Genomic DNA, 14,396 nt, shown 5'->3' with positions numbered 1-14,396 from the left:
ATAGCAATATCACTTTATAGCATTAAAGTGAAGGTAGAGGTGCAAACTTCATCAGTAAAAGCTTAGAGAAAGATGAGTTTCTATGAAAAGCTTTGAAAGGGAATGTTTGCCGAAGAAAAGAAAGTCTCATTTCTTTCTTTTCTGGTCCTGTATTGAATAAATACCGGATTGTCAAGACAGTGCCGTCTTGGAGAGCTATCTCACTGTGTGGGCATATTATATATGTATTCTAAACACAGCAATGAGATGGTCATTCTCATTGCTTTTTTGTGTTCAAATAAGCAATGGATGGCCTCTCTTTTAAATGTCAGGCGGCCGGAAACACGATATCCAGATGAAAGAAGGAGAAACGATGGGATTAATTGTCCAGAAATTCGGAGGGACTTCTGTTGGCAGCACAGAAAGAATCTTGAATGCAGCAGAGCGCGCAATTGAAGAAAAAAATAGAGGCAACGATGTGGTTGTCGTTGTATCTGCAATGGGTAAAACGACTGACCAGCTTGTCGGCCTGGCCAGGGAAATTTCAGCTGCGCCAAGCAAGCGTGAAATGGATATGCTCCTGACTACAGGGGAGCAGGTGACAATCAGCCTTTTTAGCATGGCTTTGAATGAGAAGGGCTATGAAAGCATCTCCTTCACTGGCTGGCAGGCGGGGGTAGAGACGGAGGCTGTGCATGGGAACGCAAGGATTGTACATATCGATCCGGAGAAAATCCAGAACCAGCTTAATCAAGGCAGGATCGTCGTTGTTGCCGGCTTCCAGGGAGTAACTGAGGACGGGAGCATAAGCACGCTGGGACGCGGGGGATCGGATACAACTGCAGTGGCGCTGGCAGCAGCGCTTAAAGCGGATAAGTGCGATATTTATACAGATGTGACAGGAGTTTATACGACTGATCCGCGCTATGTAAAAGGAGCGAGGAAGCTGCAGTCCGTTTCCTATGATGAAATGCTGGAGCTTGCGAATCTCGGGGCAGGGGTGCTTCACCCGAGGGCAGTTGAATTTGCCAAAAACTATGAAGTGCCGCTTGAAGTAAGATCAAGCACTGAAAGGGAAAGAGGAACGATCATTGAGGAGGAGCCAACAATGGAAGAAAATTTAGTTGTACGGGGAGTAGCATTTGAAAATGCGATTACTAAGATAGCAATCCTTGGGCTGGAGGACACCCTGAAGGGCCTGTCGACTGTCTTCACGACGCTTGCTGCCCATCATATCAATGTAGATATCATCATTCAGAGCGTGGCCGAAGGGCAGACAGGAAGCCTGTCTTTCTCAATTAAAAATGATGATTTGGAAGAGACGCTAAAAGTGCTGGAAAATAATCGGGATACACTGAAATATGACCGGATCGAATCAGAATCAGGACTTGCAAAAGTGTCTATCGTCGGTTCGGGCATGGTGTCGAATCCTGGGGTGGCAGCAGAGATGTTTGAGGTGCTTTCTTCAAATGGGATTCAGGTCAAGATGGTCAGCACTTCTGAGATCAAGGTATCGACCGTCATCGGTGACAGCTTTATGGTTAAAGCGGTGGAAGCCCTCCACGAAGCGTTCGAACTGTCAGGCACCCCGGCGAGGAGCCTTTAAATCAAAAAGATGGCAGATGCGCAGGGCTGCATCCAAGAAGAATTCTCTTCCCGGGTGCGGGCCCCGCATCATGCCATCTCTTCTTTTGTGCTGCTTCAGCGGTCCTTCCCTTAGAGCGGGCTGATGCGGTCTCTTTTATCCCACTTTACTGTGAAAAGGACAAGGCCGCCCCTTTTTTTGGGATGTTCAAAGGCTTCTGACAGCAGTTCCTTTTGAGATTCCAGCTGCTGTGCAAGAAAACCGGCTTCGAGCTGGAAGGTGCAGTCCGGGTTTTCCTTAAAGCGCCTGGCAAAAAGCGGGCTGGAAAGCTGGAGCTCCACTTCGCTCCTTTTTTCTTCTTTTACAGCAAGATTTCCCCAGCCGGCGCTTTCAAAAAATTCAATGACTGCTTCCATTGTTTGGAGCGGGTATTTCCTGGCCAGCCTTTTGCCGGCCCAATATAGGATTTCGGCTGCATCCTTGCCCAGCATATCTGAAAGAACGTCTTCCCTTATCAATTCATAGCCGAAAGCAGGGACGGTTTCCGGCCCGTGCCCGGCCTTTGTTTCTGCGGATGTCATATTGCTCAATCGTCTCCCCTCTTTCTATGATTCTATTATATACAATCCGGATAAGAATAAAGCACAGATTCAAGAAAAAACAGCTCAAGACCTATAAGAAAAAAATGCTATTTCAATATATTCTCCTATACATGCGGAATCATAGCCAGAGAGTGGATTTTCGTTCTTTATATAATATCAATATATTTTAAAAATTTTATTTATATCATATATTTTATGTATCCGTTTTCTTGACGCTCTATTCCGATGGGAGTAAAATGGACATGTTACTTAATTGTAAGAAAATGAATAATTACATTTTCTCGATGGTGGAAAGGCCCTATTTTCCAGAAATAATATTTTCATAGAAAAAGCCTTTGCATCATTTCTTTAAAATTCAGGGGGGGTAAATCAATGGCAGGTAATCGGGAGTTTTTTAATCGCAGACTGCATTCATTACTTGGAGTCATTCCAGTTGGGCTGTTTCTTGTTCAGCATCTTGTAGTGAACCATTTTGCAACTGGAGGAGAAGAATCGTTTAACAAGGCAGCGCACTTTATGGAGCAGCTTCCATTCAGATATGTCTTAGAAACTGTAGTCATCTTCCTACCATTGCTGTTCCACGCGATCTATGGCCTTTATATTGCTTTTACTGCTAAGAATAATGCTAGCAGATTCGGATTCTTCCGTAACTGGATGTTCCTTCTCCAGCGCGTTTCCGGTGTAGTGACGCTTGTTTTCATTACGTGGCATGTGTGGGAGACCAGGGTTGCTGCCGCTTTCGGTGCAGATGTAAACTTCCAGATGATGGAGAATATCCTGTCGAATCCGTTTATGTTCTGGTTCTACATTGTCGGCGTTATTTCTACAATATTCCACTTTGCAAACGGTTTGTGGTCTTTTGCAGTAAGCTGGGGAATCACCGTTACTCCTCGCTCACAGCTGATTTCCACTTATGTTACAATCGCAATATTCATCGCCCTTTCCATTGTTGGGATCCGCGCGATCACGGCATTTGTTTAAGAGATTCAGAGTTTTCAGCTCCGCGGTCCAAAATGTTTATGTGCTTAAATAATATAATTTTCAGCGCAGCGCATGGGAAAATGCGCTCAGGCTTAGTTTGAAATAGAGCTGTACTAGTATTAAGGGAGTGAGCCATGATGAGTAAAGGAAAAGTAATCGTTGTCGGCGGCGGACTGGCCGGCTTGATGGCAACAATTAAAGTAGCAGAATCAGGGACTCCGGTTGAATTGTTTTCTCTGGTCCCGGTTAAACGTTCTCACTCTGTTTGTGCCCAGGGCGGTATTAATGGAGCGGTCAACACAAAGGGTGAAGGAGATTCACCTTGGGAGCATTTCGATGACACGGTTTACGGGGGAGATTTCCTTGCCAATCAGCCGCCTGTAAAGGCCATGACTGAAGCAGCGCCTGGAATCATCCATCTATTGGACCGTATGGGTGTCATGTTCAACCGTACACCGGAAGGACTGCTGGACTTCAGGCGTTTCGGCGGAACCCAGCATCACCGGACAGCATTTGCGGGGGCCACGACCGGCCAGCAGCTTTTGTATGCATTGGATGAGCAGGTGCGCCGCCATGAGGTAGCAGGCCTTGTAACAAAATATGAAGGCTGGGAGTTCCTCGGCTCTGTAGTCGATGATGAAGGCATCTGCCGCGGGGTAATTGCTCAAAATCTCACATCAATGGAGATTAAATCCTTCTCAGGGGATGCCGTTATCATGGCAACCGGAGGCCCTGGCATCATTTTCGGAAAATCAACCAACTCTGTCATTAACACAGGCTCTGCTGCATCAATCGTTTATCAGCAGGGAGCTTATTATGCAAACGGTGAATTCATCCAGATCCACCCGACAGCCATCCCAGGGGATGACAAGCTGCGCCTGATGAGCGAATCGGCGCGCGGTGAGGGCGGCCGTGTATGGACTTATAAAGATGGAAAGCCATGGTACTTCCTGGAGGAGAAATATCCTGCCTACGGAAACCTGGTGCCGCGTGATATTGCAACACGTGAAATCTTCGATGTCTGCGTGAATCAGAAGCTGGGCATCAACGGCGAGAACATGGTTTATCTTGACCTTTCCCATAAAGATCCTAAAGAGCTTGACATCAAGCTTGGCGGAATCATTGAAATCTATGAAAAGTTCATGGGGGATGACCCTCGCAAGGTCCCTATGAAAATCTTCCCTGCCGTACACTATTCTATGGGCGGACTGTGGGTCGATTATGATCAGATGACGAATATCCCAGGCTTATTTGCCGCAGGGGAATGCGATTATTCCCAGCATGGTGCAAACCGCCTCGGCGCCAACTCCCTTCTGTCTGCCATCTACGGCGGCATGGTTGCCGGACCGAAAGCGCTCGAGTATATCGCTGGCCTTGAAAAGAGTGCAGCCGATGTTTCCTCTTCCGTTTTCGACCGTTTTGTCAAACAGGAAGAAGAAAAATGGAGCAGCATCATGTCCCTTGATGGAACAGAGAATGCATATGTTCTCCATAAAGAGCTTGGCGAGTGGATGACAGATAATGTAACAGTTGTCCGCCATAATGATAAGCTGTTAAAAACAGATGAAAAAATCGTAGAATTGCTTGAACGCTATAAAAAAATCAATATCAATGATACGGCAAAATGGAGCAACCAGGGAGCTGTCTTCACACGCCAGCTTCAAAACATGCTTCAGCTTGCCAGGGTCATCACCATTGGTGCCTATAACCGGAATGAAAGCCGTGGAGCGCACTATAAGCCGGAATTCCCTGACCGCAATGATGATGAGTTCCTGAAAACGACTATGGCTAAATTCGCTGGTCCTGATTCAGCGCCTCAATTCCATTATGAGGAAGTTGATACAGGCCTGATCACGCCTCGTAAACGTGATTACACTAAGAAAAAAGGGGGAAAATAAACGATGTCTGAAAACAAAACAGTTACGTTTCAAATCACCCGGCAGGACTCGCCTGATTCAGCCCCTTATCAGGAAGAGTTCAAACTGGCCTACCGCCCTAATATGAACGTTATCTCAGCACTGATGGAAATCCGCCGCAATCCGGTCAATTCCAAAGGGGAAAGCACAACGCCGATCGCATGGGACATGAACTGTCTTGAAGAAGTATGCGGAGCCTGCTCAATGATCATCAACGGCAAGCCGCGCCAATCTTGTACAGCGCTTGTCGACAAGCTGGAGCAGCCGATCAGGCTTGAGCCGATGCGCACATTCCCTGTCGTCCGCGACCTCCAGGTGGATAGGAGCCGCATGTTCGACTCCCTGAAGAAGGTGAAAGCATGGATTCCGATTGACGGGACATATGACCTTGGACCTGGACCGCGCATGCCTGAGAAGAAGCGCCAATGGGCCTATGAGCTGTCCAAGTGCATGACTTGCGGCGTCTGCCTCGAAGCCTGCCCGAATGTGAACAGCAAAGCCGATTTCATCGGTCCTGCCCCGTTATCTCAGGTGCGCTTGTTCAACGCCCATCCGACTGGTGAAATGAATAAATCCGAGCGCCTGGAGCAGATCATGGGCGATGGCGGACTGGCGAACTGCGGAAATTCCCAGAACTGCGTTCAGTCCTGCCCGAAAGGCATCCCTTTGACAACTTCAATCGCAGCATTGAACCGGGATACCACAATCCAGTCATTCAGAAGCTTCTTCGGAAGCGACCAGGCTTAATAGAACAGGCCCCCTTTCACGCTGAAAGGGGGTTTTTGTGCATATAGTATTTTCAAATGCGTCTAAAGAAATTATAATGATATAAAACGACTGAATGTTCATTCATTATTGGAGGCAGCGTCATGAGTAAAATGAATTATGTTGATGATTTTGCGGCTTGGGAGGAAAGTTTTGCGTTTTCCCATCCAGTCAAAGTCCGTTTTTCGGAAACAGATATGTTTGGCCATTTGAATAACACCGTTCCCTTCACGTATTTTGAGGAAGCAAGGATAGAATTCTTCAAGAGCATCGGCTTCATGCAGGAATGGCTGAAGCCTGAGAACGGAACAATCCCTGTTGTGGCCGATCTGCAGTGCGATTTTCTGAAGCAGGTATTTTTCGATGAAAGCCTCAGCATATATGTAAAGGCAGAAAGCATTGGGCGGTCGTCCGCGGATCTGCATTATATGGCTAAACGGAAAGATGGCGCAGTCTGCTTTGCGGGCAGAGGGACAATCGTGCAGATATCCAGGAAAACAGGCAAAGGCATACCTTGGACAGAGGAAATGAGGAATCTTCTTTCAGCCGGAAAAACCATCCACGCTTAAGCTCTGGAACAGGTTCATTCACACCTGCTCCTTTGGCGCATATAATTTGGGGAGCAGGTGTATGGAGCATGAATCATGAATCATGTGGCTGTATGGCGCGGATATCCAATTAGACCAGGCAATAGCCCTTTTTAAAAAAATAATCACTCCTTCCAGGAAATGCAGTCACTCCGCCAGTACAGATTACATATGATATGGTGACTAAATATATACCCATCCCGCGGTTCATAGCTGGCGAAGGCAAGGAGGGTTACAATACTTGAAGGAGAACGAATATACTCACAAGCCGTTACTCACCAAACGTGAAAGAGAAGTATTCGAGTTATTAGTTCAAGACAAGACAACGAAAGAAATCGCTGGTGAACTATTTATCAGCGAGAAAACGGTTCGCAACCATATTTCAAATGCTATGCAAAAGCTTGGCGTTAAGGGGCGTTCTCAAGCCGTTGTAGAGCTCCTTCGAATGGGAGAGCTAGAACTTTGATTATGGCCGGCAATCTTGCATAAGGTTGCCGGTTATTATATTTAAGGGGACCGGTTTGCAGGACAGAGAGTGCCGGGCGGGGACGTGAAGCCTGCTGAATTGACGGATTTTCTTGCATTGCCTGGATTTCCATCTTGAAAATTAGATGAAAAAAGTAGACAATAAAGCAAAGAGCTGCAATCTTTCCGCCTGCATACAGACTGGAAATGCAAAAATGGGAGTTGTATGGGATGACGCATGGAAAAAATAAAGACATAAACGAAACGATTGATATTGTTGCAGATATCGAGAAAGATCTTCGATACATATCCGGCATCATTAAGCAAAAAGGCCGGGAAATCTTAAGCAATTATACAATTACGCCCCCTCAGTTTGTTGCCCTGCAGTGGCTGCATGAGGAAGGGGACATGACAATCGGCGAGCTTTCTAATAAAATGTATTTAGCCTTCAGTACAACGACAGATCTTGTGGACAGAATGGAAAAGAATGAGCTTGTCCAAAGAGTGAAGGACCCGAATGACAGGCGGGTCGTCCGCATCCATCTGCTGCCGGAGGGAGAGCGGATCATCGAAGAAGTTATCGTCAAGAGGCAGATTTACTTGCGTGAGGTTCTCAAGAATTTCTCCAAGGATGAGGTAACGGTACTGAAGGACAACTTAACGCAATTACACCAAGATATGCGCGAAAAATGAGGCGGTATGTTTGAAGCAACCAATAGGGATCATCGATTCTGGGGTCGGCGGCCTGACAGTGGCGAAAGAAGTCATGAGGCAGCTGCCTAATGAGAATATCGTTTATTTGGGAGATACTGCCCGCTGCCCCTACGGTCCGAGGACGGCTGAAGAAGTAAGGCGGTTTACATGGCAGATGACTGAGTTTTTATTGACCCGGGATATCAAAATGCTTGTGATTGCCTGCAATACGGCAACCGCGGTCGTGCTTGAGGAAATACAGGATAAGCTCCCTATCCCTGTCCTCGGGGTGATTTATCCTGGGGCAAGGACGGCTATAAAGGTATCCGAAAGCAATAAGATCGGAATCATCGGCACGGAAGGTACGGTTAACAGCAAAGCATATGAAAAGGCACTTAAGCAAATTAACCGGAAGGTATGTGTGAAACCTCTGGCCTGCCCGAAATTTGTACCGCTTGTGGAAAGCGGGGAATACGGGAGTGCGGTAGCCAAGAAAATTGTCGCTGAAACCTTAAAGCCTTTAAGGAACAAAGATCTTGATACACTGATCCTTGGGTGCACGCACTATCCGCTGCTTGAGCCTTTGATTAAGAATGTCATGGGGCCGGGTGTGAAAGTGATCAGCTCGGGTGAAGAAACCGCAAGGGAAGTCAGTACCATACTGGACTACAGGGGTTTGCTCAATAAAAGTGCGGACGAGCCTGTCCATAAATATTTTGCGACAGGATCCATAAGCATTTTTACAAAGATTGCGGGCCAATGGCTGCAAAAACCCATTGACCATATTGAAAAAATAAAGCTGGAAGCATAGCCTCCTTTTTGGGGGCTTTTGCTGTTCATGTTTTTTAAAAGTTAATAGCAGAAATAAAGCATAAGGCTTCCGATAATGGTACAATTCTAGTATCTCTAAAAGAAAAAGGTGATGATATTGATAGAACAAGCGGAAAAGCTGTTAAAGCAATATTTCGGCTATTCCACCTTCCGTAATGGCCAAAAGGAAATCATCCAGAATGTAATGGATGGCCGCCATACCCTTGGCATCCTCCCGACAGGAGGAGGAAAATCCCTCTCATTTCAAATTCCCGCACTCGCGATGCCTGGCACCGCCATCGTCATTTCCCCGCTCATTTCTTTAATGAAGGACCAAGTAGACGCATTGCTTGCAGCAGGCGTGTCCGCCACTTTCATAAACAGCAGCCTCACACAGCAGGAGCTGATGGAAAGGACCTCAGGGATTCGGAATGGAGAATATAAGCTGGTTTATGCTGCGCCGGAACGGTTTGATTCCACTGGATTCATCCATCTGCTGAATTCTATCGATATTTCTATGATAGTTTTCGATGAAGCGCACTGTATCTCCCAATGGGGCCATGATTTCCGGCCGAGCTACCGCAGCATCATATCTGCGCTCGGACAGCTGAACGGCAGGCCGACCCTTGTCGGACTGACCGCCACTGCGACCGAGGATGTAGCCAATGATATCTGCGGGCTGCTGAAGATAAGGGACGAAGATATCTTCATTACCGGGTTTGCCAGGGAAAATCTGGCTTTTAAAGTGGCCAAAGGTGTCAATAAGAGAGAATTCATTGCGGGCTATATCCGTAAGCATCCAGGGCAGCCGGGTATTATCTATACATCCAGCCGCAAGGAAACGGACCAGCTGCAGCAATTTTTACAAGGGAAAAACATCCCTGCTTCACGCTACCATGCCGGCATGAATGAGGAAGACAGAAAAACGGCCCAGAACGATTTCGTTCATGACCAGACAGACATCATGTTGGCCACCAATGCGTTTGGCATGGGGATTGATAAATCAAATGTCCGGTTTGTCATCCATTACAGCCTGCCGAAGAATATTGAAGCTTATTATCAGGAAGCCGGCAGGGCCGGGCGTGACGGGGAGGAGAGCGAATGCATCCTTCTTTTCGCCCAGCAGGATATCCAGCTGCAGAAGTTCCTGATAGAGGAAACCGGGCTGGACAGCCGGAACAGGGAGCTTGAATTCAGCAAGCTGAACCGGATGGTGAACTACTGCCATACAGAGCAATGCCTTCAATCATACATCATTGAGTACTTCGACCATGGAAGCGATGAAAGCCGCTGCGGAAAATGCAGCAATTGCATCGATGACAGAGAGAAGATTGATATTACACTTGAAGCCCAGATGATTTTTTCCTGCATAAAACGTATGGGTGAGCGCTTTGGAGTGAGTCTTACAGCCCAGGTACTGAAAGGTTCCAATAATAAAAGAATCCGCGATATGAGATTCAATGAATTGTCTACCTATGGATTGATGCGAAATCGTGCGGAAAAAGAAATTGCTGCTGTGATTAACTATCTGCTTGCTGAAGGATTTCTCAGCCTGACAGACGGAAAATATCCGGTGATCATGCTGACATCAAGGGTCCAGGGGATTCTTAAGGGGCAGGAAACAATCATGATGCGCAAAACAAAGGCGATCGAACAGAAGCCCGAAGCTGAAGGGGACCATGACCTGTTTGAGCGGCTGCGTGCATTGCGTAAGCAGGTGGCTGAACAGGGGAAAATCCCGCCATATGTTGTTTTCCCTGATAGCACATTGCGTGAAATGAGCAAGTATTACCCTGCTGATGGGGAGTCTATGCTGCAGATCAAAGGCGTCGGGCAGATGAAGTATGATAAATACGGCAGCATGTTCGCTGAGGAAATCAAATTATATATGCAGGAAAACAATATTGAACCGCCGTCTGCATTTCCGCCGAAAGTGGAAAAACAGGCTGACAGGCTCAAGGCAGATGAGGAGCCAAGCTATATGGTTTCCTATAATCACTATATGGAAGGGATGGGCATAAAAGAGATTGCCAAGCAGCGCGGCTTTTCTTTAGTGACGGTCCAAAACCATGTCCTCCGGGCAGTGGCTGAGGGCAGTCCGTTCAACTGGTCTGATTTGTTCGATGAAGAAACAGAGCAGAAGATCCTGTCGGCAGCTGGTGAAAGCGGAGATACAAAACTCAAGCCCATCAAAGATCTCCTCGGGGATGAAATCGACTATTTCACAATCAAAGCAGTACTGGTGAAGAATGAAGCAGCCGTCACATCTTGAACAGCAGGCAGCGAACATATTAAACAAGCAGGCCCTTAAAGGGTCTGCTTGTTTTTTGTGCAGAAAGCGGGGGATGTGCATGGCGCTGGATTAGGAGTCCTTAGTCTGCGTTCCTTAATTGAGCAAGCGCCCTTCACATTTCGTTTTGTCCAGTTCCGGGCGCTAGCCCCTCGAGTCATAAGCCACTTAGGAATTAAAGGCAAAGAACGCCTTTTATTCCTAAGCGTCTTATGCTTGTCGGGGCTAAGCAAGCGCCCTTCACATTTCGTTTGTCCCAATTATTTTTCTCTCAGGGGTCTATTTTTCCGGAAGGCTCGTATATATGTAGTACAAACTGTTCTGGGAGGGATTTAATATGTCTATAAATAAAAAGGCAACAATGGTTTCAGCAGTACTGGCTTCTTCTGTGCTTTTATCCGGATGCGGGCTGTTCGGGATCGGGGAAAAAGAAAAGATCGATCCTCCGAAAGAGGTCAGCTATACAGAAGATGGTGAAACGGCTGTTGAGGAAACGGCTGGGACTGAGGCAGAGCAGGCTGGTGAAGAGGCAGAGGTAGAGGGGTCTGTCCAGACCGAATTATATCTGGTTGATAAAAATGGCTATGTAGTGCCGCAGACGCTGACTCTGCCGAAAACAGAGTCCGTTGCTACACAGGCGCTGGAGTATCTCGTGCAGAACGGGCCAGTTACCGATATGCTGCCGAATGACTTCAGGGCAGTCCTTCCTGCAGATACGAAAATAAGCGTAAACGTGAAGGATAAGGTGGCAACCGTTGATTTTTCGAAAGAGTTCGGAGAATACCAGGCCGAGGATGAAGAAAAAATCCTTGAGTCTGTGACCTGGACGCTCACACAATTCGATTCGATCGAGAAAGTGAAGCTCCAGATGAATGGCCATGCACTGACAGAAATGCCTGTAAATGGGACGCCGATCAGCGAAACCCTGTCCAGGTCAAAGGGCATCAATATGGACACTTCTGATGCAGTGGATATTTCTAATACAAAATCCCTGACGGTTTATTACCTTGGCGGTGAAGAAGGCGCCTATTATTATGTACCGGTGACCAAGCGCATCAGCGCCCAGGAAGACAATCAGGTGGAAGCGGTAGTGAAGGAGCTCGTCAAGGGCCCAAGCTTCACATCCAATCTGTTTACAGACTTTATGCCGGAGGTTGAGCTTACTGGCGATCCTAAGATTGAAAATGGCCTGGCAACAGTGGATTTCAACGAATCTGTCTATGGCAGCTTTGAGGAAAAAATCATTTCCCAGCACCTTCTTAATTCGCTTGTACTGTCTCTGACAGAACAAAAAGGCATTGAAAGTGTTGCGGTCACTGTAAACGGGAAGGCAGAGCTTGTAGATGAGAATGGCGAAAAACTGACAGAACCGGTTACACGGCCTGAAAATGTGAATACAGGTAGTTTTTAAAAAAACTTTTTTGATATACTATATAATGACAAGGATAGAGGTAGGCAATTATTTGCCGCCTCTTCTTTATTGGATTCCGGATACAGACAGCCGGAACAGGTTCAAAGGAGGAATGAATATGCGGAAAGACGGGCGTGAACAGCTGCAGTTAAGGCCGATACATATTGAAACGAATTATTTGATGCATCCAGAGGGTTCTGTGCTGATCAGCGTGGGCAATACAAAGGTGATTTGTACAGCCAGCATTGATGAGCGGGTGCCCCCATTTATGAGAGGCGAAGGAAAAGGGTGGATTACTGCTGAATACAGCATGCTGCCCCGTGCAACAGAGCAAAGGAATATCCGTGAAGCTGCAAAAGGGAAAATCACCGGGCGCACGATGGAAATACAGCGTTTGATCGGACGTGCATTAAGAGCTGTCGTAGACCTCGAGGCACTGGGTGAAAGAACGATCTGGCTGGATTGCGATGTGATCCAGGCTGATGGCGGGACAAGGACAGCTTCCATCACAGGTGCATTTGTCGCAATGGCAATTGCTGTTGAAAAGCTGTATGCCAGCAAGAAGTTATCAAAATATCCGATTACGCAATTCCTTGCAGCTACAAGTGTGGGAATCCTCGAAAACAAGCAGGTGGTCCTTGACCTGAATTATGCAGAAGATTCCAAGGCCGAAGTGGATATGAATGTGGTCATGACTGGCAATGGCGAATTTGTGGAGCTTCAGGGTACAGGAGAAGAAGCAACATTTTCAGCGAGCCAGCTGACGGAGCTGTTAAAAGCAGCGGAAGAAGGCGTAGGCAGGCTGTTTGATATCCAAAAGCAAGTGCTCGGCGAAAAAATCAGCTCACAGATCGAAAAGTAAATCCAGGGAGATGAAAACTGTGCAGGAAGTTATTATTGCAACGAAAAATGCAGGGAAAGCGAAGGAATTCAGCCGGATGTTCAAGCCTCTGGGCTATGAAGTGAAAACCCTTCTCGACTTCCCTGAATTTGAGGATATTGAAGAGACTGGCAGCACATTTGAGGAAAATGCAGTCCTAAAAGCAGAGGCTGTCTCTAAAGCTTTGGGAAAAATCGTCATTGCCGATGATTCGGGCCTTATGATCGATGCCCTTGAGGGCAGGCCTGGCATCTATTCAGCGAGGTATGCCGGAGAAGAGAAAAGTGATGAAGCGAATATGGAGAAGGTGCTCGCAGAGCTTGAAGGTGTTCCGGAAGAAAAGAGGACAGCCAGATTTTATTGCGCCTTGGCTGTTTCCGTGCCAGGCAAGGATGCTTATACCGTCTCCGGCGCGTGTGAGGGCAGGATCCTGACTGAAAAAAGGGGCAGCCATGGGTTTGGCTATGATCCGATCTTCTTTGTGACTGAAAAAAATAAAAGCATGGCAGAGCTCCCTCCTGAAGAGAAAAGCCAGATCAGCCACAGGGCCAAGGCCCTGGAAAAGCTTGAAAACAGTTTGGGGACCCTTTTTAAAGGGGATGGTGCCAATGGCTAAAATTCTGCTCGTAAGCGACAGCCATGGACTGGAGGAGGAAGTTGCACAGCTCGCTGAGAAGCATGGAAAAGATGCTGATCTCATGATCCACTGCGGAGATTCCGAGCTGCCTGCCGGACATCCGGCTATGTCGGGTTTTGCTGGAGTAAGGGGAAATTGCGATTATGATCCTGCCTACCCTGACCGTTTTGCCAAAATTCTTGGAGGCTTGACGATTTTTGTTACGCATGGGCATCTGTACGGGGTGAAGAGCAGCCTTATGAAGCTGAAGTATAAAGGCGAAGAGGAAGGTGCGGATATCATCTGTTTCGGGCATTCCCATGAGCTTGGGGCAGAAATGATTGATGGAAGGCTGTTTTTGAACCCGGGGAGCATACGGCTGCCGCGGGGACGCTATGAAAGGACCTATCTGCTGCTGGAAACGGCAGGGAGGGAAGTCCGTGTGGATGTATATGACCTGGATGCCGGGAAGCTTGAACAGTTGTCACAGAGTTTTCAGCTGCCTGAAAGAGAATAAATCCTTTATTGTGTGAGGGGGCAACCCCTCTTTCAATAGCGGAGCTTTATCAGCTTTAAAAAAGAAGATGCCAGGTTTATTATATTTTTCCTGAAAAGTTGTTGACTTTCATTTATTTGTCTACTATAATAAAAAATGTCCTCGCGATAACTTATTGAAAATTATTGTCCCAGTAGCTCAGCAGGATAGAGCAACGGCCTTCTAAGCCGTCGGTCGGGAGTTCGAATCTCTCCTGGGACGCCATTACTACATACACCTATATTACCGCTGTTTGACACATGTCAAATAGCGGTTTTTTT

Annotated in this window: 14 protein-coding genes, 1 tRNA gene and 1 riboswitch; of the genes, 14 read left to right on the top strand and 1 reads right to left on the bottom strand. The window is 47.1% G+C overall.

All coding sequences use genetic code 11. The features are described from left to right. Nucleotides 1-26 precede the first annotated feature (26 nt). A riboswitch (Lysine riboswitch) is annotated at nt 27-206 on the top strand. A 146-nt stretch (nt 207-352) separates the two neighbouring features. Then, nucleotides 353-1,585, top strand: a complete 1,233-nt coding sequence (locus AC4E8B_RS18775; RefSeq protein ID WP_490214836.1) for an aspartate kinase — start codon at nt 353-355, stop codon at nt 1,583-1,585. A gap of 110 nt (nt 1,586-1,695) precedes the next feature. On the opposite strand, the gene AC4E8B_RS18770 is transcribed toward AC4E8B_RS18775, so the two are convergent. Continuing rightward, nucleotides 1,696-2,145 carry a YslB family protein gene (locus AC4E8B_RS18770; RefSeq protein WP_490219781.1) on the bottom strand — a complete coding sequence of 150 codons (450 nt, stop codon included), beginning with the start codon at nt 2,143-2,145 and terminating at the stop codon, nt 1,696-1,698. A 393-nt stretch (nt 2,146-2,538) separates the two neighbouring features. On the opposite strand from AC4E8B_RS18770, the gene AC4E8B_RS18765 reads away from it, so the two are divergent. The 13 genes from AC4E8B_RS18765 (at nt 2,539) to AC4E8B_RS18705 (ending at nt 14,340) form a co-directional block, all read left to right on the top strand. Then, complete coding sequence (locus AC4E8B_RS18765) at nt 2,539-3,147, top strand: succinate dehydrogenase cytochrome b558 subunit (protein ID WP_490214834.1); 609 nt, start codon at nt 2,539-2,541, stop codon at nt 3,145-3,147. A gap of 137 nt (nt 3,148-3,284) precedes the next feature. Next, nucleotides 3,285-5,045, top strand: coding sequence for a succinate dehydrogenase flavoprotein subunit (gene sdhA, locus AC4E8B_RS18760; protein ID WP_490219779.1), 1,761 nt, complete (start codon nt 3,285-3,287; stop codon nt 5,043-5,045). 3 nt (nt 5,046-5,048) lie between these two features. Further along, nucleotides 5,049-5,810 (top strand): succinate dehydrogenase iron-sulfur subunit, encoded by a 762-nt coding sequence (gene sdhB, locus AC4E8B_RS18755; protein WP_009796030.1) that lies wholly within the window; start codon nt 5,049-5,051, stop codon nt 5,808-5,810. A 122-nt stretch (nt 5,811-5,932) separates the two neighbouring features. Next, nucleotides 5,933-6,397 carry an acyl-CoA thioesterase gene (locus AC4E8B_RS18750; RefSeq protein ID WP_490214832.1) on the top strand — a complete coding sequence of 155 codons (465 nt, stop codon included), beginning with the start codon at nt 5,933-5,935 and terminating at the stop codon, nt 6,395-6,397. Between the two features lie 259 nt (nt 6,398-6,656). Beyond that, the gene (gene gerE, locus AC4E8B_RS18745; protein WP_009796032.1) at nt 6,657-6,881 is read left to right on the top strand and encodes a spore germination transcription factor GerE; all 225 of its coding nucleotides are present in this window, start codon (nt 6,657-6,659) and stop codon (nt 6,879-6,881) included. 230 nt (nt 6,882-7,111) lie between these two features. Next, nucleotides 7,112-7,573, top strand: a complete 462-nt coding sequence (locus AC4E8B_RS18740) for a MarR family winged helix-turn-helix transcriptional regulator (RefSeq protein WP_490214830.1) — start codon at nt 7,112-7,114, stop codon at nt 7,571-7,573. Between the two features lie 10 nt (nt 7,574-7,583). Continuing rightward, nucleotides 7,584-8,384, top strand: coding sequence for a glutamate racemase (gene racE, locus AC4E8B_RS18735; RefSeq protein WP_490214829.1), 801 nt, complete (start codon nt 7,584-7,586; stop codon nt 8,382-8,384). 111 nt (nt 8,385-8,495) lie between these two features. Beyond that, entirely contained in the window at nt 8,496-10,655 is a 2,160-nt protein-coding gene (gene recQ, locus AC4E8B_RS18730; RefSeq protein ID WP_490219778.1) for a DNA helicase RecQ, read from the top strand. 355 nt (nt 10,656-11,010) lie between these two features. Next, a complete protein-coding gene (locus AC4E8B_RS18725; RefSeq protein WP_490214828.1) occupies nt 11,011-12,084 on the top strand; it encodes a GerMN domain-containing protein in 1,074 nt (357 codons plus the stop codon). A 118-nt stretch (nt 12,085-12,202) separates the two neighbouring features. Further along, nucleotides 12,203-12,946, top strand: a complete 744-nt coding sequence (gene rph, locus AC4E8B_RS18720) for a ribonuclease PH (protein WP_490219777.1) — start codon at nt 12,203-12,205, stop codon at nt 12,944-12,946. A 19-nt stretch (nt 12,947-12,965) separates the two neighbouring features. Continuing rightward, complete coding sequence (locus AC4E8B_RS18715) at nt 12,966-13,580, top strand: XTP/dITP diphosphatase (RefSeq protein WP_490214826.1); 615 nt, start codon at nt 12,966-12,968, stop codon at nt 13,578-13,580. Next, nucleotides 13,573-14,097, top strand: a complete 525-nt coding sequence (locus AC4E8B_RS18710; RefSeq protein WP_490214825.1) for a metallophosphoesterase — start codon at nt 13,573-13,575, stop codon at nt 14,095-14,097. The genes AC4E8B_RS18715 and AC4E8B_RS18710 overlap by 8 nt, the downstream gene beginning before the upstream one ends. Nucleotides 14,098-14,263: 166 nt before the next feature. Further along, nucleotides 14,264-14,340, top strand: a tRNA-Arg gene (locus AC4E8B_RS18705). Nucleotides 14,341-14,396: the final 56 nt, after the last annotated feature.

Source organism: Bacillus sp. SRL543 (assembly GCF_984799205.1).
This window is presented reverse-complemented; position numbering and strand designations above follow the sequence as displayed.

What these genes read in the sequence shown, in the direction of transcription:
- AC4E8B_RS18775 (WP_490214836.1), top strand. Translation starts at nt 353, where the DNA reads ATGGGATTAATTGTCCAGAAATTCGGAGGGACTTCTGTTGGCAGCACA.
- AC4E8B_RS18770 (WP_490219781.1), bottom strand. Translation starts at nt 2,145, where the DNA reads ATGACATCCGCAGAAACAAAGGCCGGGCACGGGCCGGAAACCGTCCCT.
- AC4E8B_RS18765 (WP_490214834.1), top strand. Translation starts at nt 2,539, where the DNA reads ATGGCAGGTAATCGGGAGTTTTTTAATCGCAGACTGCATTCATTACTT.
- sdhA (WP_490219779.1), top strand. Translation starts at nt 3,285, where the DNA reads ATGAGTAAAGGAAAAGTAATCGTTGTCGGCGGCGGACTGGCCGGCTTG.
- sdhB (WP_009796030.1), top strand. Translation starts at nt 5,049, where the DNA reads ATGTCTGAAAACAAAACAGTTACGTTTCAAATCACCCGGCAGGACTCG.
- AC4E8B_RS18750 (WP_490214832.1), top strand. Translation starts at nt 5,933, where the DNA reads ATGAGTAAAATGAATTATGTTGATGATTTTGCGGCTTGGGAGGAAAGT.
- AC4E8B_RS18740 (WP_490214830.1), top strand. Translation starts at nt 7,112, where the DNA reads ATGACGCATGGAAAAAATAAAGACATAAACGAAACGATTGATATTGTT.
- recQ (WP_490219778.1), top strand. Translation starts at nt 8,496, where the DNA reads ATGATATTGATAGAACAAGCGGAAAAGCTGTTAAAGCAATATTTCGGC.
- AC4E8B_RS18725 (WP_490214828.1), top strand. Translation starts at nt 11,011, where the DNA reads ATGTCTATAAATAAAAAGGCAACAATGGTTTCAGCAGTACTGGCTTCT.
- rph (WP_490219777.1), top strand. Translation starts at nt 12,203, where the DNA reads ATGCGGAAAGACGGGCGTGAACAGCTGCAGTTAAGGCCGATACATATT.
- AC4E8B_RS18710 (WP_490214825.1), top strand. Translation starts at nt 13,573, where the DNA reads ATGGCTAAAATTCTGCTCGTAAGCGACAGCCATGGACTGGAGGAGGAA.